The organism is Vibrio nereis NBRC 15637, from assembly GCF_001591105.1.
Taxonomy (GTDB): Bacteria; Pseudomonadota; Gammaproteobacteria; order Enterobacterales; family Vibrionaceae; genus Vibrio; species Vibrio nereis.
The window spans coordinates 1-23,008 of record NZ_BCUD01000026.1; the positions used below are offsets into that span (position 1 = coordinate 1).

Consider the following 23,008-nt stretch of genomic DNA (forward strand, 5'->3'; position numbering starts at 1 on the left):
CGTGGTACTCACAGTGGGTACTTTCTTGGGTGGTAAGATCCACATTGGCATGGAAAACTTTTCTGGTGGCCGGGCGGGAGATCCACCGTCGATCGCACTGGCGGATCGTCTGCGAGATTTGCCATTCAGAGTGGATCGTTTAAAAACAGGTACCCCACCTCGCATCGATGCACGCAGTGTTGATTTTTCTCAGCTTGAAGCCCAACACGGTGACAACCCAACACCAGTATTTTCTTTCTTGGGTGAGCGTAGCCAGCATCCGCGTCAAATCCCATGCTTCATCACGCACACTAACGAACAAACTCACGATGTCATTCGAAGCAACCTTGATCGCAGCCCGATGTACGCTGGCGTGATCGAAGGGATTGGCCCACGTTACTGCCCTTCTATCGAAGATAAAGTGATGCGTTTTGCGGATAAAAACAGTCACCAAATCTTTATCGAACCTGAAGGGCTGACGACCCATGAGTTGTACCCGAATGGTATTTCCACCAGCCTACCTTTTGACGTTCAAGTGCAAATCGTACGTTCAATGAAAGGATTTGAAAACGCGCATATTGTGCGTCCTGGTTATGCTATCGAGTACGATTTCTTTGACCCTCGCGATCTGAAACAGACGTATGAGACCAAATTTATTAATGGGTTATTCTTTGCTGGACAAATCAATGGCACAACGGGTTACGAGGAAGCAGCAGCACAAGGCTTGATGGCCGGCCTAAACGCCAGCTTACACAGCCAAGGCAAAGAGGGCTGGAGCCCGCGCCGTGACCAAGCGTACATGGGCGTGCTGATTGACGATCTATCCACTATGGGCACGAAAGAACCATATCGCATGTTTACCTCTCGCGCTGAATACCGTTTGTTATTGCGTGAAGACAATGCTGATCTACGCCTGACAGAACAAGCGCGTGAACTCGGCCTGATTGATGATGCTCGCTGGGCGCGATTCAACGAAAAAGTCGATAACATCGAGAAAGAACGCCAACGCCTGAAAGATGTCTGGATGAACCCAAAATCGGAAGGTATTGATGATCTGAATGCTCTGCTGAAAACACCCATGATCCGTGAGGCGAGCGGTGAAGATCTATTGCGTCGTCCTGAAATGACTTACGAGCAATTAACGCAGTTAGAGGCATTTTCTCCTGCGTTGGAAGATCAACAGGCAGCAGAGCAAGTTGAAATTCAGGTGAAATACGAAGGTTACATTAAGCGTCAGCAAGACGAGATTGAAAAATCGCTGCGTCATGAGCATACAAAACTACCTGTGGATCTTGATTACTCTGCAGTGAAAGGGCTTTCCAATGAAGTGATCGCCAAACTGAACGAAGCGAAACCTGAATCGATTGGTATTGCTTCTCGTATTTCAGGTATTACACCAGCAGCGATTTCCATTCTACTTGTGCACTTGAAAAAGCACGGTATGTTGAAAAAAGGCGAGGACGCGTAATGAGCTCACTTCGTAGTAAACTCGATGACTTAATCGCCCAAGCAGGCTTAGACGTTTCAGAGCAGCAGCGCGAGCTGCTTATCGGCTACGTTGAAATGCTCGATAAGTGGAACAAAGCCTACAACCTAACATCGGTACGCGATCCGCAGGAAATGTTAGTGAAACATATTCTGGATAGCATCATTGTCAGCACTCACTTACAAGGTGAGCGTTTTATTGATGTTGGGACAGGGCCAGGGCTACCTGGGATTCCTTTAGCGATCATGAACCCAGATAAAGAGTTCTATTTGCTTGATAGCCTTGGCAAGCGCATTCGCTTTATCAAACAAGTCCTTCATGAACTGAAAATCGAAAATGTGACACCGATTCAGAGTCGCGTGGAAGAGTTCCAGCCAGAAGAAAAGTTTGATGCGGTACTGAGCCGAGCGTTTGCTTCTATGGTAGATATGGTCAATTGGTGTCACCATTTGCCAAAATCGGACACAGGACTTTTCCTCGCCCTAAAAGGACAATTACCACAGGATGAGATTGAACTATTACCTGAGTGGTGTTCTGTGAGCGACATCAAAGCTTTGAATGTTCCTGAATTGGAAGGTGAGCGTCATCTAGTAATCTTATCGCGCAAGGAATAAAAGCGAGGTTCATTGTGGGAAAAATCGTAGCAATCGCCAACCAGAAGGGTGGTGTTGGTAAGACAACAACATGCATTAACTTGGCGGCCTCCATGGCTGCCACAAAGCGTAAAGTCTTGGTGATTGATCTCGATCCACAAGGGAACGCAACCATGGCCAGTGGCGTGGATAAATACCAAGTCGACGCCACGGCGTACGAATTGTTAGTCGAAGATGTCGCATTTGATGACGTGGTCTGTCGAAGCACGTCTGGCAACTACGATTTGATCGCCGCCAACGGTGATGTGACCGCGGCTGAAATCAAATTGATGGAAGTGTTTGCCCGCGAAGTTCGCCTCAAACATGCATTGGCATCAGTTCGTGATAACTATGATTTCATCTTTATCGATTGTCCTCCCTCTCTAAACCTTCTTACAATCAATGCGATGGCTGCCGCAGACTCTGTTCTGGTTCCAATGCAGTGTGAGTATTTCGCCTTAGAAGGTTTAACAGCATTAATGGATACAATCAGCAAGCTGGCTGCAGTGGTGAATGAAAACCTTAAAATTGAAGGTTTGCTTCGTACCATGTACGACCCACGAAATCGACTTTCCAACGAAGTCTCTGACCAGCTGAAAAAACACTTTGGTAGCAAAGTGTACCGCACTGTTATTCCTCGTAACGTTCGTTTGGCCGAAGCGCCAAGTCATGGCAAACCAGCCATGTACTACGACAAATACTCTGCAGGCGCAAAAGCATACCTAGCCTTAGCGGGTGAAATGCTACGCCGCGAAGAAGTACCTGCATAAACCTAACAAAGGAACTCCGGCATATGTCTAAACGTGGTTTAGGTAAAGGGCTTGATGCTCTGCTCTCGACGAGCTCACTCGCGCGTGAAAAACAGCAAAGCGCGTTACATAGCCAAGAGCTATCGTCTGACGGTGAATTAAAAGACTTAAACATCAATAGCCTAAAACCGGGGATTTATCAGCCGCGCAAAGACATGTCTCCAGAGGCATTAGAAGAACTTGCGGCTTCCATTGAATCGCAAGGCATCATTCAACCGATCGTCGTGCGTCAAATTGATGCGGAGCGGTTTGAAATCATCGCAGGCGAACGTCGTTGGCGAGCAGCGCGTAAAGCCGGTTTGAAACAAGTGCCCTGTGTGATCAAGAAAGTGGAAGATCGCGCGGCGATCGCCATGGCTTTGATCGAGAATATTCAGCGCGAAGATCTGAATGTGATCGAAGAAGCTCAGGCTCTCGATCGCTTACAAGGTGAGTTCTCGTTGACTCATCAACAAGTCGCGGATGTGATTGGTAAGTCTCGCACGACCGTCAGCAACCTACTCCGTTTGAATCAGCTAGAGAGCGAAGTCAAAGCTCTAGTGGCTGATAAGGCGTTAGAGATGGGGCATGCACGCGCGCTATTGTCACTGGAAGGTGAGCAGCAAGTTGAAGTGGCACAGCAAGTAGCTAAGAAGCAAATGACCGTTCGTCAGACCGAGCAATTTGTTAAAAAGTGTCTCCAGCCACAGTCTGAGGAAAAAAACGAGTCTCAAGACGCTGTAGCACAACAAATGTCACAAAAACTGAGTGAAATGCTTGGTGCAAAAGTGAATATTGTGCGAGCAAAGAACGGTGCGTCAAAAATGACAATTAGTCTTGATGAGCCTCACAAATTAGAGCAACTAATTGCCAAGCTAGAGAGCTAAATGACATAATTGATCTCAATCAATTATGTAAAAAACGAATTTTTGTGCGAAAGTTGTCGGTTTGTAAACAAAATTGTAACTTTTTCCCGTGTTTTCATTGCATTCGGGTGCACTCATCGTATAATTTTCGCCAATTTCCCAGCACTGAGGTAGTAACAGCTGTGGATTTTAACAGAGGTACGAATACATGGTAGCTGCGTTAGCTAGACCAGGACGAGAGCTTGCAAAGCAATTGTTAATGATCCAGTTTGGCGCGGTTACACTATTGGCGGCAGGAATGGCTGTAGCTGTGAATGCTGAATGGGGAATTTCAGCGCTAATTGGTGGTGGTATATTTGTCATCGCTAATGCGGTTTTTGCGCTGTGTGCTTTTATGTTTAGTGGAGCTCGTGCTGCAAAGCAAATTACGGCCTCTTTCTATACAGGCGAAGCACTGAAAATTCTCATCACGGTCGCTCTATTCACCGTTGCCTACATGTATATGCAGGTGGAACTCGTTCCACTCAAGCTAACCTATTTGCTGGCTCTAGGTATTAATATCTGTGCGCCAGTGCTATTCATTAACAACAAAAAATAGGATGAGTTATGGCTGCGCCAGGTGAAGCGCTAACGTCGTCCGGATACATTGCCCACCACTTGGCAAACCTATCGCTTGCGAAATTAGGTTTGGTAGCGGATGAAGCAAGTTTCTGGAACGTACATATCGATAGCCTGTTTTTTTCTTGGTTTACTGGTTTAATTTTCCTCGGAATTTTTTACAAAGTAGCGAAGAGAGCAACAGCGGGTGTACCAGGTAAGCTTCAGTGTGCTGTAGAAATGATCGTTGAATTTGTCGCGGATAACGTCAAAGACACGTTCCATGGACGCAACCCACTGATCGCGCCTTTAGCACTGACTATCTTTTGTTGGGTATTTTTGATGAACGTGATGGACTTAGTTCCTATCGACTTCTTACCGTACCCAGCAGAGCATTGGCTCGGTATTCCTTACCTTAAGGTTGTACCATCAGCTGATGTGAATATCACCATGGCTATGGCTCTAGGCGTTTTCGCTCTGATGATTTACTACAGCATCAAAGTGAAAGGTCTAGGTGGATTCGCTAAAGAATTGGCTCTACATCCATTCAATCACCCAGTGATGATTCCGTTTAACCTTCTGATTGAAGTGGTATCGCTACTTGCGAAACCTCTATCACTCGGTATGCGTCTATTCGGTAACATGTTCGCGGGTGAGGTTGTATTCATTCTTTGTGCGGCAATGCTACCATGGTATTTACAATGGATGGGCTCATTACCATGGGCGATATTCCATATCTTGGTTATTACGATTCAAGCCTTCGTGTTTATGATGTTGACAATTGTTTATCTGTCAATGGCACACGAAGACAGTGATCATTAATTTTTTTAAAGCTTTTTATTTGGGCAACTAGCCAACAACTATAAATTGGAGATAGTAATGGAAACTTTACTGAGCTTTTCTGCAATCGCCGTAGGTATTATCGTCGGTCTTGCTTCTCTTGGTACAGCGATTGGTTTCGCACTTCTAGGTGGTAAATTCCTTGAAGGTGCTGCACGTCAACCAGAAATGGCTCCTATGCTGCAAGTTAAGATGTTCATCATCGCTGGTCTATTGGATGCGGTTCCAATGATCGGTATCGTAATCGCACTACTATTCACTTTCGCAAACCCATTCGTTGGTCAACTAGGTTAATCTCCTTTAACTCAAGGCAAACATTGGTTTGTCACTGATTAACACTAAGTCCAAATAGAGGGGTAGCTGTTGTGAATATAAACGCAACTCTGCTAGGTCAAGCAATTTCGTTTGCACTGTTTGTGTGGTTCTGTATGACATATATATGGCCACTAATCATACAAGCGATCGAAGAGCGTCAGAAGAAAATTGCTGACGGTCTACAAGCGGCAGAACGTGCTGCAAAAGACTTGAACCTAGCACAAGCCAACGCTTCTGATCAGTTGAAAGAAGCGAAGCGCACAGCAACTGAGATCATCGAGCAAGCGAATAAGCGTAAAGCTCAAATTCTAGATGAAGCACGTGAGGAAGCTCAGACTGAACGTCAGAAAATCCTTACTCAAGCTGAAGCAGAACTTGAAGCTGAACGCAACCGTGCGCGCGATGACCTGCGCAAACAAGTTGCAACTCTGGCTGTAGCTGGTGCTGAGAAAATCCTTGAGCGTTCTATCGATAAAGATGTGCACAAAGATATTCTCGACAACATTACTGCAAAACTTTAAGTCTGGGGGCGCATATGTCTGATTTGACTACTATCGCACGCCCCTATGCTAAAGCAGCCTTCGACTTTGCTGTAGAGAAAGGAGAACTTGACCAATGGGGTCAAATGTTGTCTTTCGCTGCTGAAGTTGCAAACAATGCACAAGTGAAAGAGCTGTTAACCAGTTCTGTTTCTGCTGACAAACTAGCAGAGATCCTTGTTGCCGTTTGTGGCGAGCAAGTTAATGCAAATGGCCAAAACCTTTTGAAGGTAATGGCTGAGAATGGCCGTTTAACGGCCCTTCCTGAAGTTTGTGAACAATTCTTCATTTTGAAGAAAGAGCATGAGAAAGAGATCGAAGCTGAAGTACTTTCAGCAACCGAACTTTCTGATGAACAACGCGCAGACATCAGTAGCAAGCTTGAGCAGCGTCTAGAACGCAAAGTGAAGCTGAATTGCAGTGTAGATGAGGCCCTACTTGGTGGGGTGATTATTCGAGCCGGAGACTTAGTCATCGATAACTCAGCACGTGGTCGACTAGACCGTCTGAGCGATGCATTGCAGTCTTAATGGGGATTGAACATGCAACTTAATTCCACGGAAATCAGCGATCTGATCAAACAGCGTATCGAATCTTTCGAAGTTGTTAGTGAAGCTCGCAATGAAGGTACTATCGTTTCGGTAAGCGACGGTATCATCCGCATTCACGGCCTAGCGGACGTGATGCAAGGTGAAATGATTGAATTACCGGGTGGCCGTTATGCACTAGCACTTAACCTTGAGCGTGACTCGGTTGGTGCGGTTGTAATGGGCCCATATGCTGACCTTAAGGAAGGCATGAAAGTTACAGGTACTGGTCGTATTCTTGAAGTGCCAGTTGGTCCTGAAATGCTTGGTCGTGTTGTAAACACGCTGGGTGAGCCTATCGATGGTAAAGGTCCAATCGAAGCGAAAATGACTTCGCCTGTAGAAATGATCGCACCAGGTGTAATCGACCGTAAATCGGTAGACCAACCTGTGCAAACTGGTTATAAGTCAGTTGACTCAATGATCCCAATCGGTCGTGGTCAGCGTGAGCTTGTAATCGGTGACCGTCAGACTGGTAAAACAGCAATGGCGATCGACGCGATCATCAACCAGAAAGACTCTGGTATTTTCTCAATCTACGTAGCAATCGGTCAGAAAGCATCGACTATCGCTAACGTAGTTCGCAAACTAGAAGAGCACGGCGCACTACAAAACACTATCGTGGTAGTTGCATCTGCTTCTGAATCTGCAGCGCTACAATACCTAGCGCCATACGCAGGTTGTGCGATGGGTGAATACTTCCGCGATCGCGGCGAAGACGCACTGATTGTTTATGATGATCTATCTAAACAAGCGGTAGCTTACCGTCAGATCTCTCTACTACTAAAACGTCCACCGGGCCGTGAAGCATTCCCGGGTGATGTCTTCTACCTCCACTCGCGTCTACTTGAGCGTGCTGCTCGTGTAAGCGAAGAGTATGTAGAAAAGTTCACTAACGGTGAAGTGAAAGGTAAGACTGGTTCTTTGACTGCTCTTCCTATCATCGAAACTCAAGCAGGTGACGTTTCAGCATTCGTACCGACTAACGTAATCTCGATTACCGACGGTCAGATCTTCCTACAAACTGAGCTATTCAACGCAGGTGTACGTCCAGCGGTTGACCCAGGTATCTCAGTATCTCGTGTAGGTGGTTCAGCGCAAACGAAAATCATCAAGAAGCTATCTGGCGGTATCCGTACAGCACTAGCTCAGTACCGTGAACTTGCGGCATTCGCACAGTTCTCGTCTGATCTTGATGAAGCTACGAAGAAGCAGCTAGACCACGGTCAAAAAGTGACAGAACTAATGAAGCAGAAGCAGTATGCTCCTATGTCTGTATTTGACCAAGCTCTAACTATCTTCGCGGCAGAGCGTGGCTATTTAGCAGATGTTGAACTAAACAAACTGCTAGATTTTGAAGCGGCTCTACTATCGTACGCTCGCGGTCAATACGCTGAATTTGCAGCTGAGATCGACAAGACGGGTGCATACAACGATGAAGTTGAAGCGCAGCTTAAGAAGCTGACAGACGACTTTGTAGCAACCCAAACTTGGTAATAGGTCGGTGGCAGTAATGCCACCAACTAATGGAGAGTAACGATGGCCGGCGCAAAAGAGATACGTAATAAAATCGGTAGTGTTAAAAGCACGCAGAAAATTACGAAAGCGATGGAAATGGTAGCAGCTTCAAAAATGCGTCGTTCTCAAGATGCAATGGAAGCTTCTCGTCCATACGCTGAAACAATGCGTAAAGTGATCGGTCACGTAGCAAACGCAAATCTAGAGTATCGTCATCCGTATCTAGAAGAGCGTGAAGCAAAGCGAGTTGGTTACATCATCGTTTCTACAGACCGTGGCTTGTGTGGTGGTTTGAACATTAACGTGTTCAAGAAAGCCATCACAGACATGCAAGCTTGGAAACAGAAAGGTGCTGAAGTAGAGCTAGCAGTTGTTGGCTCTAAAGCAACAGCATTTTTCAACAATAGCGGCGCAAAAGTGGCTGCTCAGGTTTCTGGCCTTGGCGATAGCCCAAGTCTTGAAGACCTAATCGGTTCTGTAAGCGTAATGCTAAAGAAATACGATGAAGGTGAATTGGACCGTTTATACGTAGTGTTCAACAAATTTGTGAATACTATGGTTCAAGAACCAACGATCGATCAATTGCTACCTTTGCCTAAATCGGACAGCGAAGAGATGCAGCGTGAGCACTCATGGGACTACATCTATGAGCCTGAACCAAAACCTCTACTGGATGCACTTTTGGTGCGTTATGTGGAGTCTCAGGTTTACCAAGGTGTAGTAGAGAACCTTGCTTGTGAGCAAGCGGCTCGAATGATTGCAATGAAGGCTGCAACCGATAACGCAAGCAACTTGATTGACGATTTAGAACTTGTGTACAACAAAGCTCGTCAGGCTGCGATCACACAAGAACTGTCGGAAATCGTATCAGGTGCTGCTGCGGTTTAAGCTTAGGTAAAACGAAATAGTTTAGAGGATTAACGATGGCTACAGGTAAGATCGTACAGATCATCGGTGCGGTAGTCGACGTAGAGTTCCCACAGAGCGAAGTACCTAGTGTATATGACGCTCTAAACGTAACGGACTCAAAAGAGCGTCTCGTTCTTGAAGTTCAGCAACAGCTAGGCGGTGGCGTAGTTCGTTGTATCGTAATGGGTAGCTCAGATGGTTTACGTCGTGGAGTTGAAGTTGTAAACACTGGCGCTCCAATTTCAGTACCAGTAGGTACTAAGACCCTAGGTCGTATCATGAACGTACTTGGTGATGCGATTGATGAGTGTGGTGAGATCGGTGCAGAAGAGACTTACTCTATTCACCGTGAAGCACCAAGCTACGAAGAGCAATCTAATGAAACAGCTCTACTAGAGACTGGCGTTAAAGTAATCGACCTAATTTGTCCATTCGCTAAGGGTGGTAAAATCGGTCTATTCGGTGGTGCAGGTGTAGGTAAGACCGTTAACATGATGGAACTTATCAACAACATCGCACTACAACACTCAGGTCTGTCAGTATTTGCTGGTGTTGGTGAGCGTACTCGTGAAGGTAACGATTTCTACTTTGAGATGCAGGAAGCGGGCGTTGTAAACGTTGAGAAGCCTGAAGAATCTAAAGTAGCAATGGTTTACGGTCAGATGAACGAGCCACCGGGTAACCGTCTACGTGTTGCGCTGACTGGCCTAACAATGGCAGAGCGTTTCCGTGACGAAGGTCGTGACGTTCTACTGTTCGTAGATAACATCTACCGTTACACACTAGCAGGTACAGAAGTATCAGCGCTGCTAGGTCGTATGCCGTCTGCAGTAGGTTACCAGCCTACACTAGCAGAGGAAATGGGTGTTCTTCAGGAACGTATCACGTCAACTAAGCAAGGTTCTATCACGTCTGTACAGGCGGTATACGTACCTGCGGATGACTTGACTGACCCATCTCCAGCAACCACGTTCGCACACTTAGATGCAACGGTTGTACTTAACCGTAACATCGCAGCAATGGGTCTATACCCTGCGATTGACCCACTGGATTCAACGTCTCGTATGCTTGATCCATTGGTTGTCGGTCAAGATCACTACGACGTAGCTCGTGGTGTTCAGCAGACACTTCAGCGCTACAAAGAGCTGAAAGATATCATCGCTATCCTAGGTATGGACGAGCTATCTGAAGATGATAAGCAAGTTGTATCTCGTGCACGTAAGATTGAACGTTTCCTAACTCAGCCTTACCACGTAGCGGAAGTATTTACTGGCGACCCAGGTGTTTACGTACCTCTTAAAGAGACTCTACGTGGCTTCAAAGGTCTACTAGCTGGTGATTACGATGACGTTCCAGAGCAAGCGTTCATGTACTGCGGTACAATTGACGATGCTATTGAGAATGCTAAGAAGCTATAAGGCTAACTAGGAGGCGATATGGCACCAATAACCTTTCACCTAGATGTTGTTAGCGCTGAGAAGAAAATCTTCTCTGGTCGCGTAGAAACATTTCAGGTGACCGGTAGCGAAGGTGAACTTGGTATTTTCCATGGTCACACTCCGTTACTGACCGCTATTAAGCCTGGTATGGTGCGTATTGTGAAACAGCACGGCCACGAAGAAATCATTTATGTTTCTGGTGGTATGGTAGAAGTTCAGCCGGGTACAGCAACTGTACTGGCTGATACAGCTATCCGTGGTGAAGAGCTAGACGCAGCGAAGGCAGAAGAAGCCAAGCGCCGCGCTGAGGAGAAAATTCAGAATCAGCATGGTGATATGGACTTCGCTCAAGCGGCCAGTGAGCTGGCGAAAGCCATTGCTCAGCTACGTGTTATCGAGCTGACAAAGAAACGTCGCTAAACCTTTAGTAGCGTTTTAAAAATGATAAAGGCGGTCACTTGACCGCCTTTTTGCTTATTTTTTATTAAAAACTTTTCCAATATAATTAACTATTCTTATTCCAACCTCTAGAATACTCAGCAGCTTAATTACAACGTCCAAAGGCAAATCTTATGAAATTTAGCGCGGTTATCCTCGCAGCGGGTAAAGGCACCCGTATGTATTCCAATAAACCTAAAGTCCTGCACACATTGGCAGGTAAGCCAATGGCTAAGCACGTCATTGATACTTGCTCGAGCTTAGGTGCGCAAAATATCCATTTGGTGTATGGCCACGGTGGAGACCAAATGCAAACCACTCTTGCTGAAGAGCCAGTAAACTGGGTGCTTCAAGCGGATCAGTTGGGGACAGGCCATGCGGTTGACCAAGCATCGCCTAAATTTGAAGACGACGAGAAGATCTTAGTGCTTTACGGCGATGTGCCATTAATCTCTGAGGAGACTATTGAGAGCTTGCTTGATGCACAGCCTACGGGCGGTATTGCGCTGTTGACCGTTGTACTGGATAACCCAATGGGTTACGGCCGTATCGTGCGTAAAAACGGCCCGGTAGTCGCAATTGTTGAGCAGAAAGACGCAACAGAAGAACAAAAGCAGATTAAAGAAATCAACACGGGAGTGATGGTCGCAACGGGTGGTGATCTTAAGCGTTGGTTGTCTGGCTTAAACAACAACAATGCGCAAGGCGAGTACTACCTGACAGACGTGATTGCAGCGGCGCATGAAGAAGGCCGTGCGGTAGAAGCGGTTCACCCTGTGACTCCAATTGAAGTGGAAGGGGTAAACGACCGAGCACAGTTAGCTCGATTAGAGCGTGCCTTTCAAGCGATGCAAGCTCAGAAGCTTCTTGAGCAAGGCGTAATGCTGCGTGATCCTGCTCGCTTTGATCTGCGTGGTGAACTGCAGTGTGGTATGGATTGTGAAATCGATGCTAACGTGATTGTCGAAGGCAAGGTGACTCTCGGTGATAACGTGATGATCGGTGCTGGCTGTGTGCTGAAAGACTGTGAAATCGACGATAACACTATCGTTCGTCCATACAGTGTGATTGAAGGAGCAACCGTTGGTGAAGAGTGTACGGTTGGTCCATTTACTCGTCTTCGCCCTGGTGCAGAGCTGCGCAACGACGCTCACGTCGGTAACTTTGTTGAAGTGAAAAATGCCCGCATTGGCGAAGGTTCAAAAGCCAACCACCTGACTTACTTAGGCGATGCTGAAATTGGTCAGCGCACCAACATTGGCGCAGGTACTATTACTTGTAACTATGACGGTGCGAACAAGTTTAAAACCATGATTGGTAATGATGTATTCGTTGGCTCTGACAGCCAGCTGGTGGCGCCAGTTTCTATCGCGGATGGTGCGACCATCGGTGCTGGTACCACTTTGACCAAAGATGTTGAAGCAGGTGAGTTAGTGATCACTCGCGTGAAAGAACGCAAAATCACAGGCTGGCAGCGTCCAGTAAAACAGAAGTAACGCTAACGATTTGATCGTGAGCTTGTATTAAACAAAGCCGCTCCCGAGGGAGCGGCTTTGCTGTTTCTAGTGGCTAGGTATAGCAATACGTCTCTCTAACCAACGTACTGCTTGCGAAACCAATAGGATCAATACCAAATATTCTAAGACCAAAAAGGTATAAATTTCCAAAGGTAAGTACTCATTAACCACCAGCTCATTGGCGCGTCGGGTTAAATCGCTTAAACCAATTACACTGACGAGCGAGCTCATCTTGAGGATATAAACAAACTGATTCCCGAGCGGTGGTAAAATCTGCCTGAATGCTTGTGGCAAAATCACTAAGCGCATTTTTTGCCAGTAGTTTAATCCTAACGATTCCGCTGCTTCGTGTTGACCACGCGCAATCGCCTGAATCCCACCACGGAAAACCTCAGCCATAAAAGCACTTTCAGCAATCGAGAGAGCAATAACACCCGCCCAGAAATGATTCAGTGAGATATCGAGCAGCGTTGGCATTCCGTAGTAAACCCAAAGTAGCAGGACCAAGACCGGAATAGAGCGAATACTTTCAACGTAGATTCGATTGAATGCATAGAGAAGCTTCGAGCCGGATAAAGCAGGCAGAGCAATGAGTAAGCCGATACTTATCGCAAGCAGCATACTAATCAAAGAGACCATGATCGTATCGGAGAAACCGGCGACAAGGAATTTCAGATTAGTTTGGCCTTGCTGAGTTGTCGGATCGAGTACATACCAGCCCCACTGGTAATCGGCACAGCCTGTGATGAGCAATGGCAAAAATAACCATAGATATCGACAATTCACGCTTCTTTCCCTGACCTGACTAAAAAATGTCCTTTGTTGCTGCTATGTTATCAAGGATGCGTTTTTAAATCTTAAACGGAACTTATATTAAGGAAAAACAATGAAAAAACTTCTGTTAGCGCTAGGGCTTTCTTTACTTGCTGTGAGCGGTTTTGCCAATGCCAAGAGTCGACTGCACGATATTTTGGACGCGGGTGTACTGCGCGTCGGGACCACAGGGGACTGGAATCCAATGACGATGAAAGATCCGGCGACCAATAGTTACCGGGGATTTGATATTGATGTGACGACGGAGTTGGCCAAAGATCTTGGTGTGAAAGTCGAATACGTGGCAACGGATTGGAAAACGCTAGTGAATGGCATCACGGCGGGTAAGTATGACGTGACGGGCAGTGCGTCACTCAATATGTCGCGCGCTAAAGTAGCGGGTTATAGTCAGCCGTATTTTTATCTCGCCTTTGTCCCTGTGGTGCAGAAAAAAGACTTAGCCAAGTTCTCTGACTGGAGCGATTTTGATAACGCACAAGTAAAAGTTGCCGCAACGCTGGGGACCGTGCAAGAGAAAATGGTGAAGGAGTTTTTCCCTTCGGCAACTCATATTGTTATTGAGGCGCCAGCGAGAGACTTCCAGGAGCTGTTGGCCAAGCGCGCAGATGTGTCGGTGACGTCAAATGTGGAAGCGGCGACGCTGGTAGGTAAATTCAAGCAATTGGCGATCGTGCCAGTGAAGGAGCCTCGTCGTCCGACACCGATCGCGATGTTGCTCCCTCAAGATGACCAAGTGTGGATCAACTACATCAACCACTGGGTGGAATTAAAGAAAACTCAGGGGTTCTTTAAACAGACGGCCGAAAAGTGGGGGCTGAAAAGCCTTTAGCACTGATAACTAAAGAGCCGCAATCGCGGCTCTTTTTGATTGAGTTACTCATCGCTGACGACGCGCGCGTTATCTGGCACTGTGAATTGTTCTGATAACTCTCGGTTGGAAAGTACATAACCAAACCATAGACCGCCCATACACAGTACAATTGCGATACCAGTTACCACTTGTGCCTGACTTGCTAGCGCTGCTACCAGTGCGCTAGATAGGCTGCTGACACTGATCTGTAGGCTATTTTGCAAGCCTGCCGCGGTGGCTGGGCTCTGTTTTGCGCTTGCTAAAGCACGGTTGACCACGATTGGGTAAAGTGCCCCGTTTGCTACTGCGATCAAGCAGAATGGCGCAAGGATCGGCCAAATAGACGTTAAATCCCATTGAGATGCGATAAAGATCAGCAGTGAAGAGACGCTGAATAGTCCGATCAACTGGCGCAGTACCTTCTCATCCCCATATTTTTTCACACCTACTTTGCCTAAGTAGCCACCCACCATGAACGCGATGGTTTGTGGAATAAAACTCAAACCAATGTCTTTGGCTTCATAACCAAGCTGCGCCATGATTTCTGGCATACCCGTCAAGTAAGCGAAGAACGCCGCAGAAGCAGTAGCAAACATCAGAACGTTACCTAGGTACGACTTGGAGCCAATCAGTGCCTTGATATCGGCAGCGACACTGGTTTGTTTTTCTTCCACTACTTCATTTGCTTGTGCCAGTGTGGCCATGACCAGCAATACGCCCATCGCAGTAAGTGCGATAAAAATACTGTACCAGCCAAAGTTATCGGCCAGTAACACGCCAAGTTGTGGTGCCAGCGCAGGGGACAGAGCCACAAGCGGCATGATGGTGGCAAAAATTTGCTGACTGCTGCTGGTGTAACGCTTGATCACCATTGCTTGCCAAATCACGGCTGGGGCACATACCCCAATGGCCTGCACAAAGCGCAGCGTTAGCAGTTGCCAAACTTGGTCGCTAAATGCCAAACCAAACGAGGCCACAGTAAACAGTAACAAGCCTGCTGCTAGGGTATTGCGGTGGCCAAATTTATCCGAAGCTAAGCCCCACAACAGTTGCCCGAGTGCCATACCAACAAGGAAAACTGTCAACGATAAAGCGATTTGCTCTGGCCCAGTTGCAAAGTCAATTTCCATCGCCTTGAATGCTGGCAGGTACATATCCGTTGCGATAAAGCCGAGCATTGACAGCGCAGATAAATAGAAAAGCTGTAATTTTGAAATCTTCATCGTTATTCCATTCAAAAATATTGATTAATAGTTGTTCATTTGTTTGAACGTTTTTATTAGCCTAGACATTGTATTTTTCGCAATTCATAAAATGAAACGCTAAAATTTGTAGTTATCAATCAAAAAATTTGAAAGGTTGTTTGTGAGTTCTTTTTCCCAATCATCGTTAGAGCTGGTGGACACGGTTTCCCGATTAGGCAGTTTTACTGCCGCAGCGGAAGTGATGCATAAGGTCCCTTCGGCTATTAGTTACAGCATTAGGCAGATAGAGCAAGAGCTTGATGTGGTGTTGTTTCGTCGTTTGCCAAGAAAGGTGGAATTGACCCCGGCGGGAGAGTTGTTCATTGAACAGGCAAGAACCATGTTGCGCCAGATGGAAGAGGTTAAAGCGCAAACCCGCCGCGCCGCTCATGGTTGGCAAAAGACGCTTAAGATCACTTTGGACAACGTGGTCAAACTGGAGCGCTTAAAGCCTCTTATTGAAGACTTTTATGCCACATTCCCTCACGCGGAGCTGCAAATCAACATGGAAGTGTTCAACGGTTCATGGGAAGCGATCTCACAAGGGCGCGCAGATATAGTGGTTGGTGCAACCTCGGCTATCCCGGTTGGCGGTGACTTTGAGGTTAAAGATATGGGGATCCTCGATTGGGCATTTGTGATGTCGTCAAGCCATCCTTGTGTGCGTGAGCAAAACCTAAGTGAAGAGTTTGTTAGCCAGTTTCCGTCTATCTGTTTGGATGATACCTCTAACGTGCTGCCAAAGCGTCATACCGTGCATTACCCAGAGCAGCGCCGACTGCTTTTGCCCAATTGGTACAGTGCAATCGAGTGTTTAAAAAACGGGGTAGGCGTCGGTTATATGCCAAGGCATATTGCGCAGCCACTGATTGCTGAAGGATTGCTGGTGGAAAAAATTTTGCCAGCAGACAAGCCACTCAGTCAGTGTTGTTTAGTCTGGCGTAAAGATGATAACCATAAGATGATCGAATGGATGGTGAACTATTTGGGCTCGAGCGAGCAACTCTATCAGGACTGGTTGCAGTCCTAACAAAAACGCCAGCTCAATTAAGCTGGCGTCTGTACTTTATGGGTTTAGTTAAGGACGCTCAAATACCGTCGCGATCCCCTGACCAAGACCAATACACATGGTCGCCAGGCCGTATTTAGCGTCTTTGGCTTCCATTAGGTTGATCAGCGTCGTGGAGATACGTGAACCCGAACAACCCAATGGGTGACCGAGTGCGATCGCTCCACCGTTGAGGTTCACCTTTTCATCCACGACATCCAGTAGGCCCAGATCTTTAGCGCAAGGAAGCGACTGCGCTGCAAATGCTTCGTTTAGCTCGACGACATCCATATCTTCGATAGACAGTCCTGCCCGCTTGAGTGCTTTTTTCGTTGCGGGTACTGGTCCGTAGCCCATGATGGATGGATCGCAACCCGCGATCGCCATTCCCTTAATGCGTGCACGGATGGTTAGGCCTAACTCGTTGGCTTTTTCTTCGCTCATGATCAGCATCGCGGATGCGCCGTCTGACAACGCAGATGAAGAACCCGCGGTGACTGTACCGTTGGCAGGGTCGAAGACCGGACGAAGTTGCGATAAGCCTTCAACCGTGGTTTCGGGACGAATAACTTCATCATAGTCGAGGGTAAAGAGTGTGCCGTCTGCCGCGTGAGCTTCAATAGGCAGTATCTCGCTCTTAAAGCGGCCTTCAACAGTGGCTGCGTGTGCTCGTGCGTGTGAACGTGCGGCAAATGCGTCTTGTTGTTCGCGGCTAATACCATGCAGCTTGCCAAGCATTTCTGCGGTTAAGCCCATCATGCCCGCGGCCTTCGCGACATTCTTCGCCATACCTGGGTGAAAATCGACGCCGTGGTTCATAGGTACATGCCCCATGTGCTCAACGCCACCGATCAGGCAGATTTCAGCGTCACCAGTCATGATTGCTCTCGTGCCATCGTGCAGCGCTTGCATCGATGAACCACACAGGCGGTTGACTGTGACTGCACCAACTTCAATCGGAAGCCCCGCCAGCAACGCCGCATTGCGTGCAACGTTAAAGCCTTGCTCTAGCGTTTGTTGAACACAGCCCCAGTAAATATCTTCAATCTCACTTGGGTTGACTTGCGGGTTACGCGCCAGAATCCCTTTCATTAGGTGTGCTGATAAGTCTTCAGCACGGGTGTGGCGAAATGCACCGCCTTTAGAGCGACCCATTGGTGTACGTAGACAATCTACAACGACAACATTTCTTGTATTTAAAGTCATTTGCTATCCCTCCTTAGATAGAGCTTTGCTGTTGTGCGCCATAAAAGGTTTCACCTTTGGCCGCCATATCGATAAGCATTTGTGGAACGCGGTACATCGCACCCAGATCCTCATACTGTTTCGCCATTTCAATAAACTCAGCAATACCGAGGCTATCTAGGTAACGGAAGACACCGCCACGGAATGGAGGGAAGCCTAAGCCATACACTAATGCCATATCTGCTTCTTGCGGAGAGGCAATGATCTTCTCTTGTAGACACAGCACCACTTCGTTGATCATCGGAATCATCATACGTTGGATGATCGTTTGGTCATCGAACGTTTGTGACTCTGAACATACGTCAGCAAATACCGACAGCACGTCTTCAGAGTAAAGTTTCTTCGGCTTGCCTTTTTTATCAACGGTGTAGTTATAGAAACCACTACCGTTTTTCTGACCATATTTATTGGCGTCATACAGAGCGTCAATCGCGTCACGACCTTGTTTACCCATGCGTTCAGGGAAGCCTTGCGCCATTACTGCTTGTGCGTGGTGTGCAGTGTCGATACCGACTACGTCCAATAGGTAAGCAGGACCCATCGGCCAGCCAAACTTACGTTCCATCACTTTATCGATGTGAGTAAAGTCCGCACCGTCGCGTAGTAATAGGCTAAAGCCGCCGAAGTATGGGAATAGTACGCGGTTGACGAAGAATCCAGGGCAGTCATTGACCACGATTGGAGATTTACCCATTTTGGCTGCGTAAGCCACGACACGGTTAATGGTTTCGTCAGACGTGTGCTCGCCGCGGATAATCTCCACCAAAGGCATGCGATGTACTGGGTTAAAGAAGTGCATACCACAGAAGTTTTCTGGACGTTTGAGTGATTTCGCCAGCAAGTTGATTGGAATGGTCGAGGTGTTTGAGGTAATCACCGTATTCTCATCCACTTGCTGTTCGACTTCGCTCAGCACTGACGCTTTCACTTTCGGGTTTTCAACCACCGCTTCGACGATAACGTCTGAATTTTCGATGCCAGCGTAGTGAAGGCTTGGTGTGATAGAAGCCAGAATCCCCGCCATTTTGAAGCCATCAATACGACCACGCTCTAATTGCTTGTTGAGCAGTTTAGACGCTTCAGTCATACCGAGGTCGAGTGACGCTTGGGCAATGTCTTTCATTACCACTGGCACACCTTTTAACGCAGACTGGTAGGCAATACCGCCACCCATAATACCCGCGCCTAATACCGCTGCTCGTTGAGTGTCTTGGTTGGCGGCTTTGGCTGCTTTCTTGGCGATGCCTTTGATGTACTGGTCATTGAGGAACAAACCAACCAATGATTTTGCTTCTTCAGATTTCGCCAGTTTCACAAAGTACTTACGTTCAACGTCTAGAGCTTCATTACGTGCAAAGCGAGCCCCTTCTTCGATGGTGTTTACGGCGGCCATTGGTGCAGGGTAGTGGGGGCCTGCTTTTTGTGCCACCAAGCCTTTTGCCATGGTGAAGCTCATCATCGACTCAAGTTTGCTGAGTGTCAGTGCTGAAGTCTTTTGTTTACGGCGTGTTTGCCAATCGACCTTCTCGTTGATTGCTTGAGTCAGTGTGGCTAACGCAGATTCGTACAGTGAATCTGACTCCACTACGGCATCAAGTAATCCAAGCTTAAGCGCTTCATTGGCGCGGCATGCTTTCCCCTGAGTGATGATTTCCATTGCGTTATCGGCGCCGATAACACGGGGCAGGCGCACACAACCACCAAAGCCTGGCATAATGCCCAGTTTGGTTTCTGGTAGTCCGATGCTGGTGGTTTTATCACCAACGCGCATGTCGGTAGCGAGTACACACTCACATCCACCGCCCAGAGTGTGACCTTTAAGAACTGCGAGGGTTGGGACTGGCAGATCTTCAAGTTTATTGAAGATGCTATTGGCAAATTGTAGCCAAGTGTCGAGCTCGGCTTCGGTTTTCGCGAACAAACCTAAAAACTCGGTGATATCTGCACCGACGATAAAAGTGTCCTTATCTGAAGTCAGTAGTAGCCCTTTCAAACCTGGGTGGGTCTGTAGTGTGTCTAAGGCTTTATCAAGAGACTCTAAAGTTGCCAGATCGAGTTTATTGACGGAATTGGGAGAGCAGAAACTGAGTTCAGCAATTCCATCTTGAAGTTCCTTTACCGTGAGGGTGTTGGCTTGGTAAATCATTGTCTATCTCCATGACATACAATCGTGGATTGTGTTTGTCTATCTATCCTGAAAGTGTTCACGTACTAGGGTGGATAACCAGAAAGTTGTTATATTTTTAGCCTGGTTTGACCAGTATTTTGAGTGTGGACGCCCCCATGGTTAAATTCAATACATTTTTTAAACAAGTGTTTAACATTGTGCGCTGTGACAGATCTTAGGCGACGCTTGATTGTTTCCCGTGATAAACTCTTTCCACCACTTAACACCTACAAATGCTATGAATGACCAGCCTTATCTGATCCCCGCTCATACCGTTCAATTTGAAGAAGAAATCAAAAAGAGCGTCTTTATTACTTATTTAGCTCATACTCCGTCGATTGGTAGTGCTAAAGCGTTTGTGGAACAGATCAAGACCAAGCACGCCGATGCACGCCATAACTGTTGGGCGTTTGTCGCTGGTCGCGCGGAAGACTCGATGAAGTGGGGGTTTAGTGATGATGGTGAACCGTCAGGAACCGCTGGGAAACCGATGTTGGCGCAATTGTCGGGATCTGGCATCGGAGAGTTGACGGCGGTGGTGACTCGGTATTCTGGTGGGATCAAGTTAGGTACAGGTGGCTTGGTGAAAGCATATGGAGGCGGAGTACAACAAGCCCTCAAGCGGGTTCAAACAATTGAGAAAAAAATAACCACTCAGTTGCAAGTCGAGTTAGACTATGGGTTTATGCCTATAATCCAGTCTCTGATCGGGCAGTTTGAAGCCAAAGAGATTGACGCTGTCTATAGTGACCAAGTCAAGCTGGTTGTGGACATTGAGCTTCGCCAAGTCAGCGATTTTACGCAGGCTGTAATAAATAAAAGTGGTGCTAAGGCACTCGTTACGCCTCTTAACGGAAATTAAAACTCAGGAAGTCGGAAGCTCTGCTTCATTAGTCAGTCTATCAATGCAATTTCGTTCAATTATCCGTATCGTCGGGCTTTTGCTCGCGCTTTTTAGTGTTTCAATGTTGGCTCCGGCGCTGGTGGCGCTAATCTATCGCGATGGCGCAGGGGTGGCTTTTGTTACCACCTTTTTTGTTCTGCTTTTTTGCGGGGCCGTCTGTTGGTTCCCAAATCGACGCTTCAAACACGAACTAAAAGCAAGAGATGGCTTTCTAATCGTAGTACTGTTTTGGACGGTACTTGGCAGTGCTGGTTCCATACCATTTCTCTTGTCTGATAATCCCAATATTTCGGTGACCGACGCGTTTTTTGAGTCGTTTTCTGCTCTCACCACCACAGGGGCTACGGTAATTGTGGGGTTAGATGACCTCCCTAAGGCCATTTTGTTTTATCGCCAGTTTCTACAATGGTTTGGTGGTATGGGGATCATCGTGCTAGCGGTGGCAATATTACCAGTACTGGGGATTGGTGGTATGCAGTTATACCGAGCGGAAATCCCTGGTCCGGTCAAAGACAGCAAAATGACACCGCGAATTGCCGAAACCGCGAAAGCGCTTTGGTATATCTACCTTAGTTTGACCATCGCGTGTGCGCTGGCTTTTTGGTTTGCAGGTATGACGCCCTTTGATGCGATTGGCCATAGTTTTTCGACCATTGCGATTGGCGGATTTTCCACTCACGATGCCAGTATGGGATATTTTGATAGCTATGCCGTCAACCTGATCACCGTTGTGTTCCTACTCATTTCAGCGTGTAATTTCTCACTCCATTTTGCGGCTTTTGCCTCAGGTGGGGTTCATCCCAAGTATTACTGGAAAGACCCTGAGTTTAGAGCATTCCTCTTTATACAGTTTCTATTGTTGGTTGTGTGCTTTGTTATGCTACTCAACCACCATTCTTACGACACCTATTACGATGCTTTTGATCAAGCGCTATTCCAAACGGTTTCTATCTCTACGACGGCAGGTTTTACCACAACCGGTTTCGCAGATTGGCCACTATTCTTACCCGTTTTACTGCTGTTCTCTTCTTTTATAGGTGGGTGCGCCGGTTCAACTGGTGGTGGTATGAAAGTGATACGTATATTACTGCTGACATTACAAGGGGTCCGAGAGCTGAAGCGATTGGTACACCCTCGCGCCGTATATACGATTAAAGTGGGTGGAACAGCCCTATCCCCGCGAGTGGTGGATGCAGTGTGGGGATTTTTCTCTGCTTATGCTTTGGTCTTTGTGGTATGCATGTTGGGTTTGATTGCCACAGGAATTGATGAGCTTAGTGCATTCTCTGCAGTCGCTGCGACACTCAACAACCTGGGCCCAGGTTTAGGAGAGGTTGCATTGCACTTTGGTGATATTAATGACAAGGCTAAATGGGTACTGATTGTCTCTATGCTATTCGGTCGATTAGAAGTCTTCACCTTACTCATACTATTAACGCCAACCTTCTGGCGCAGTTAAGGAGCAATAGTGGAAAAAGCATTATTTCTATACTCTTCACGTGAAGGTCAAACCAAGAAAATTCTTAACTATATAAAAGACGAGCTTGATGAGCTGAGTTGTGAGTGTCGCGATCTCCATGAAATAGACACAATAGATTTAGCGCAGTATGACCGCGTTCTGATTGGAGCCTCTATTCGTTATGGGCATCTCAATAAAAAGCTCTATCAGTTTATAGAAAAGAACCTTCATCAACTTAAGAGCAGTGACAAAGTGGCATTCTTCTGCGTTAACTTAACTGCTCGTAAAGAAGAACAAGGTAAAGACACACCCGAAGGTAGCGCATACATTCAGAAGTTTTTACAGAAATCGCCATGGCAACCTAAACTGATAGGTGTATTCGCGGGGGCTCTTTACTACCCACGCTACGGTTTCTTCGACAAAATGATGATTAAACTTATTATGACCATGACAGGTGGTGAAACGGATACCACAAAAGAGGTGGAGTACACCAACTGGAATAAAGTCAGTTCTTTTGCCAAAAAATTTATGGAACTGTAATTGAAATGTCTATTTTTGAGGCGTTCGGGTTAATAAATAATCGAACGATAAGAAAGTAGAAAAAAATACACAAAAAGGGTTGCCAAGATAAATCCGATCTCTATAATGCCCCCTCGCTGACACGGGAACGCTTCGTAAGAAACGACAACGAGTTAGCAGGTCAATTAGCTAAGTCGAAAGACTTAAAGAAAGTTTGAAAAAAGTGGTTGACACTAAACTTTATCTCGCTAAAATGGCCGTCCGTTTTGAGCAAAGCTCAGAACGAAA

At 46.9% G+C, this 23,008-nt stretch carries 23 protein-coding genes; 19 read left to right on the forward strand and 4 right to left on the reverse strand.

Annotated features, from left to right (window positions below; genetic code table 11):
- From mnmG to glmU, 14 genes are all read left to right on the forward strand, one after another.
- The coding region (gene mnmG, locus VNE01S_RS17670) for a tRNA uridine-5-carboxymethylaminomethyl(34) synthesis enzyme MnmG (protein WP_061781657.1) at positions 1–1,447 on the forward strand (1,447 nt) is incomplete at its 5' end.
- The gene (gene rsmG / locus VNE01S_RS17675) at positions 1,447–2,079 is read left to right on the forward strand and encodes a 16S rRNA (guanine(527)-N(7))-methyltransferase RsmG (RefSeq protein ID WP_053394331.1); all 633 of its coding nucleotides are present in this window, start codon (positions 1,447–1,449) and stop codon (positions 2,077–2,079) included. The genes mnmG and rsmG, both read left to right, overlap by 1 nt.
- A 14-nt stretch (positions 2,080–2,093) precedes the next feature.
- Entirely contained in the window at positions 2,094–2,867 is a 774-nt protein-coding gene (locus VNE01S_RS17680) for a ParA family protein (RefSeq protein ID WP_053394330.1), read from the forward strand.
- A gap of 23 nt (positions 2,868–2,890) precedes the next feature.
- Complete coding sequence (locus VNE01S_RS17685; protein ID WP_053394329.1) at positions 2,891–3,772, forward strand: ParB/RepB/Spo0J family partition protein; 882 nt, start codon at positions 2,891–2,893, stop codon at positions 3,770–3,772.
- 187 nt (positions 3,773–3,959) lie between these two features.
- Positions 3,960–4,349, forward strand: a complete 390-nt coding sequence (locus VNE01S_RS17690; protein WP_053394328.1) for a F0F1 ATP synthase subunit I — start codon at positions 3,960–3,962, stop codon at positions 4,347–4,349.
- An 8-nt stretch (positions 4,350–4,357) separates the two neighbouring features.
- Positions 4,358–5,170 (forward strand): F0F1 ATP synthase subunit A, encoded by an 813-nt coding sequence (gene atpB / locus VNE01S_RS17695; protein ID WP_053394327.1) that lies wholly within the window; start codon positions 4,358–4,360, stop codon positions 5,168–5,170.
- A gap of 57 nt (positions 5,171–5,227) precedes the next feature.
- Positions 5,228–5,482 carry a F0F1 ATP synthase subunit C gene (gene atpE, locus VNE01S_RS17700; RefSeq protein WP_002540812.1) on the forward strand — a complete coding sequence of 85 codons (255 nt, stop codon included), beginning with the start codon at positions 5,228–5,230 and terminating at the stop codon, positions 5,480–5,482.
- 71 nt (positions 5,483–5,553) lie between these two features.
- Positions 5,554–6,024: a F0F1 ATP synthase subunit B gene (gene atpF, locus VNE01S_RS17705; protein ID WP_053394326.1), complete on the forward strand. Its 471-nt coding sequence runs from the start codon at positions 5,554–5,556 to the stop codon at positions 6,022–6,024.
- A gap of 14 nt (positions 6,025–6,038) precedes the next feature.
- Positions 6,039–6,572 carry a F0F1 ATP synthase subunit delta gene (gene atpH, locus VNE01S_RS17710; RefSeq protein ID WP_053394325.1) on the forward strand — a complete coding sequence of 178 codons (534 nt, stop codon included), beginning with the start codon at positions 6,039–6,041 and terminating at the stop codon, positions 6,570–6,572.
- 12 nt (positions 6,573–6,584) lie between these two features.
- Positions 6,585–8,126, forward strand: coding sequence for a F0F1 ATP synthase subunit alpha (atpA, locus tag VNE01S_RS17715; protein ID WP_053394324.1), 1,542 nt, complete (start codon positions 6,585–6,587; stop codon positions 8,124–8,126).
- Positions 8,127–8,168: 42 nt separating this feature from the next.
- On the forward strand, positions 8,169–9,035 hold the full coding sequence (gene atpG / locus VNE01S_RS17720; protein WP_053394323.1) for a F0F1 ATP synthase subunit gamma: 867 nt from the start codon (positions 8,169–8,171) through the stop codon (positions 9,033–9,035).
- Between the two features lie 35 nt (positions 9,036–9,070).
- Positions 9,071–10,474, forward strand: coding sequence for a F0F1 ATP synthase subunit beta (gene atpD, locus VNE01S_RS17725; protein WP_053394322.1), 1,404 nt, complete (start codon positions 9,071–9,073; stop codon positions 10,472–10,474).
- Between the two features lie 18 nt (positions 10,475–10,492).
- The gene (locus tag VNE01S_RS17730; protein WP_053394321.1) at positions 10,493–10,915 is read left to right on the forward strand and encodes a F0F1 ATP synthase subunit epsilon; all 423 of its coding nucleotides are present in this window, start codon (positions 10,493–10,495) and stop codon (positions 10,913–10,915) included.
- Positions 10,916–11,067: 152 nt separating this feature from the next.
- Entirely contained in the window at positions 11,068–12,429 is a 1,362-nt protein-coding gene (glmU, locus tag VNE01S_RS17735) for a bifunctional UDP-N-acetylglucosamine diphosphorylase/glucosamine-1-phosphate N-acetyltransferase GlmU (protein WP_053394320.1), read from the forward strand.
- A gap of 66 nt (positions 12,430–12,495) precedes the next feature.
- Here glmU and VNE01S_RS17740 read toward each other — a convergent pair whose 3' ends face one another.
- Positions 12,496–13,236 (reverse strand): amino acid ABC transporter permease, encoded by a 741-nt coding sequence (locus tag VNE01S_RS17740; RefSeq protein ID WP_053394319.1) that lies wholly within the window; start codon positions 13,234–13,236, stop codon positions 12,496–12,498.
- A 100-nt stretch (positions 13,237–13,336) separates the two neighbouring features.
- On the opposite strand from VNE01S_RS17740, the gene VNE01S_RS17745 reads away from it, so the two are divergent.
- Entirely contained in the window at positions 13,337–14,113 is a 777-nt protein-coding gene (locus VNE01S_RS17745) for a transporter substrate-binding domain-containing protein (protein WP_053394318.1), read from the forward strand.
- A gap of 44 nt (positions 14,114–14,157) precedes the next feature.
- Here the strand turns inward: VNE01S_RS17745 and punC are convergent, their stop codons facing one another.
- A complete protein-coding gene (gene punC / locus VNE01S_RS17750; protein ID WP_053394317.1) occupies positions 14,158–15,357 on the reverse strand; it encodes a purine nucleoside transporter PunC in 1,200 nt (399 codons plus the stop codon).
- A 142-nt stretch (positions 15,358–15,499) separates the two neighbouring features.
- Between punC and punR the strand changes: the two genes are divergently transcribed.
- Complete coding sequence (punR, locus tag VNE01S_RS17755; protein ID WP_053394316.1) at positions 15,500–16,408, forward strand: DNA-binding transcriptional activator PunR; 909 nt, start codon at positions 15,500–15,502, stop codon at positions 16,406–16,408.
- Between the two features lie 48 nt (positions 16,409–16,456).
- On the opposite strand, the gene fadA is transcribed toward punR, so the two are convergent.
- On the reverse strand, positions 16,457–17,632 hold the full coding sequence (gene fadA, locus VNE01S_RS17760; protein WP_053394315.1) for an acetyl-CoA C-acyltransferase FadA: 1,176 nt from the start codon (positions 17,630–17,632) through the stop codon (positions 16,457–16,459).
- A 13-nt stretch (positions 17,633–17,645) separates the two neighbouring features.
- Entirely contained in the window at positions 17,646–19,817 is a 2,172-nt protein-coding gene (gene fadB, locus VNE01S_RS17765; protein ID WP_053394314.1) for a fatty acid oxidation complex subunit alpha FadB, read from the reverse strand.
- Positions 19,818–20,076: 259 nt separating this feature from the next.
- On the opposite strand from fadB, the gene VNE01S_RS17770 reads away from it, so the two are divergent.
- Genes VNE01S_RS17770 through hemG form a run of 3 tightly spaced genes read left to right on the forward strand, consistent with a single transcriptional unit; the run spans position 20,077 to position 22,741 of the window.
- The gene (locus VNE01S_RS17770) at positions 20,077–20,700 is read left to right on the forward strand and encodes a YigZ family protein (protein WP_053394313.1); all 624 of its coding nucleotides are present in this window, start codon (positions 20,077–20,079) and stop codon (positions 20,698–20,700) included.
- Positions 20,701–20,743: 43 nt separating this feature from the next.
- Entirely contained in the window at positions 20,744–22,201 is a 1,458-nt protein-coding gene (locus VNE01S_RS17775; RefSeq protein WP_053394312.1) for a TrkH family potassium uptake protein, read from the forward strand.
- Between the two features lie 9 nt (positions 22,202–22,210).
- Positions 22,211–22,741 carry a menaquinone-dependent protoporphyrinogen IX dehydrogenase gene (gene hemG / locus VNE01S_RS17780; RefSeq protein ID WP_053394311.1) on the forward strand — a complete coding sequence of 177 codons (531 nt, stop codon included), beginning with the start codon at positions 22,211–22,213 and terminating at the stop codon, positions 22,739–22,741.
- The last annotated feature ends 267 nt before the right edge of the window (positions 22,742–23,008 follow it).

Excerpts from the sequence above, each read along its gene's own strand:
- rsmG (WP_053394331.1), top strand. The coding sequence starts at position 1,447 with ATGAGCTCACTTCGTAGTAAACTCGATGACTTAATCGCCCAAGCAGGC.
- VNE01S_RS17685 (WP_053394329.1), top strand. The coding sequence starts at position 2,891 with ATGTCTAAACGTGGTTTAGGTAAAGGGCTTGATGCTCTGCTCTCGACG.
- VNE01S_RS17690 (WP_053394328.1), top strand. The coding sequence starts at position 3,960 with ATGGTAGCTGCGTTAGCTAGACCAGGACGAGAGCTTGCAAAGCAATTG.
- atpB (WP_053394327.1), top strand. The coding sequence starts at position 4,358 with ATGGCTGCGCCAGGTGAAGCGCTAACGTCGTCCGGATACATTGCCCAC.
- atpE (WP_002540812.1), top strand. The coding sequence starts at position 5,228 with ATGGAAACTTTACTGAGCTTTTCTGCAATCGCCGTAGGTATTATCGTC.
- atpH (WP_053394325.1), top strand. The coding sequence starts at position 6,039 with ATGTCTGATTTGACTACTATCGCACGCCCCTATGCTAAAGCAGCCTTC.
- atpA (WP_053394324.1), top strand. The coding sequence starts at position 6,585 with ATGCAACTTAATTCCACGGAAATCAGCGATCTGATCAAACAGCGTATC.
- atpG (WP_053394323.1), top strand. The coding sequence starts at position 8,169 with ATGGCCGGCGCAAAAGAGATACGTAATAAAATCGGTAGTGTTAAAAGC.
- atpD (WP_053394322.1), top strand. The coding sequence starts at position 9,071 with ATGGCTACAGGTAAGATCGTACAGATCATCGGTGCGGTAGTCGACGTA.
- VNE01S_RS17730 (WP_053394321.1), top strand. The coding sequence starts at position 10,493 with ATGGCACCAATAACCTTTCACCTAGATGTTGTTAGCGCTGAGAAGAAA.
- glmU (WP_053394320.1), top strand. The coding sequence starts at position 11,068 with ATGAAATTTAGCGCGGTTATCCTCGCAGCGGGTAAAGGCACCCGTATG.
- VNE01S_RS17745 (WP_053394318.1), top strand. The coding sequence starts at position 13,337 with ATGAAAAAACTTCTGTTAGCGCTAGGGCTTTCTTTACTTGCTGTGAGC.
- punC (WP_053394317.1), bottom strand. The coding sequence starts at position 15,357 with ATGAAGATTTCAAAATTACAGCTTTTCTATTTATCTGCGCTGTCAATG.
- fadA (WP_053394315.1), bottom strand. The coding sequence starts at position 17,632 with ATGACTTTAAATACAAGAAATGTTGTCGTTGTAGATTGTCTACGTACA.
- fadB (WP_053394314.1), bottom strand. The coding sequence starts at position 19,817 with ATGATTTACCAAGCCAACACCCTCACGGTAAAGGAACTTCAAGATGGA.
- VNE01S_RS17770 (WP_053394313.1), top strand. The coding sequence starts at position 20,077 with ATGAATGACCAGCCTTATCTGATCCCCGCTCATACCGTTCAATTTGAA.
- VNE01S_RS17775 (WP_053394312.1), top strand. The coding sequence starts at position 20,744 with ATGCAATTTCGTTCAATTATCCGTATCGTCGGGCTTTTGCTCGCGCTT.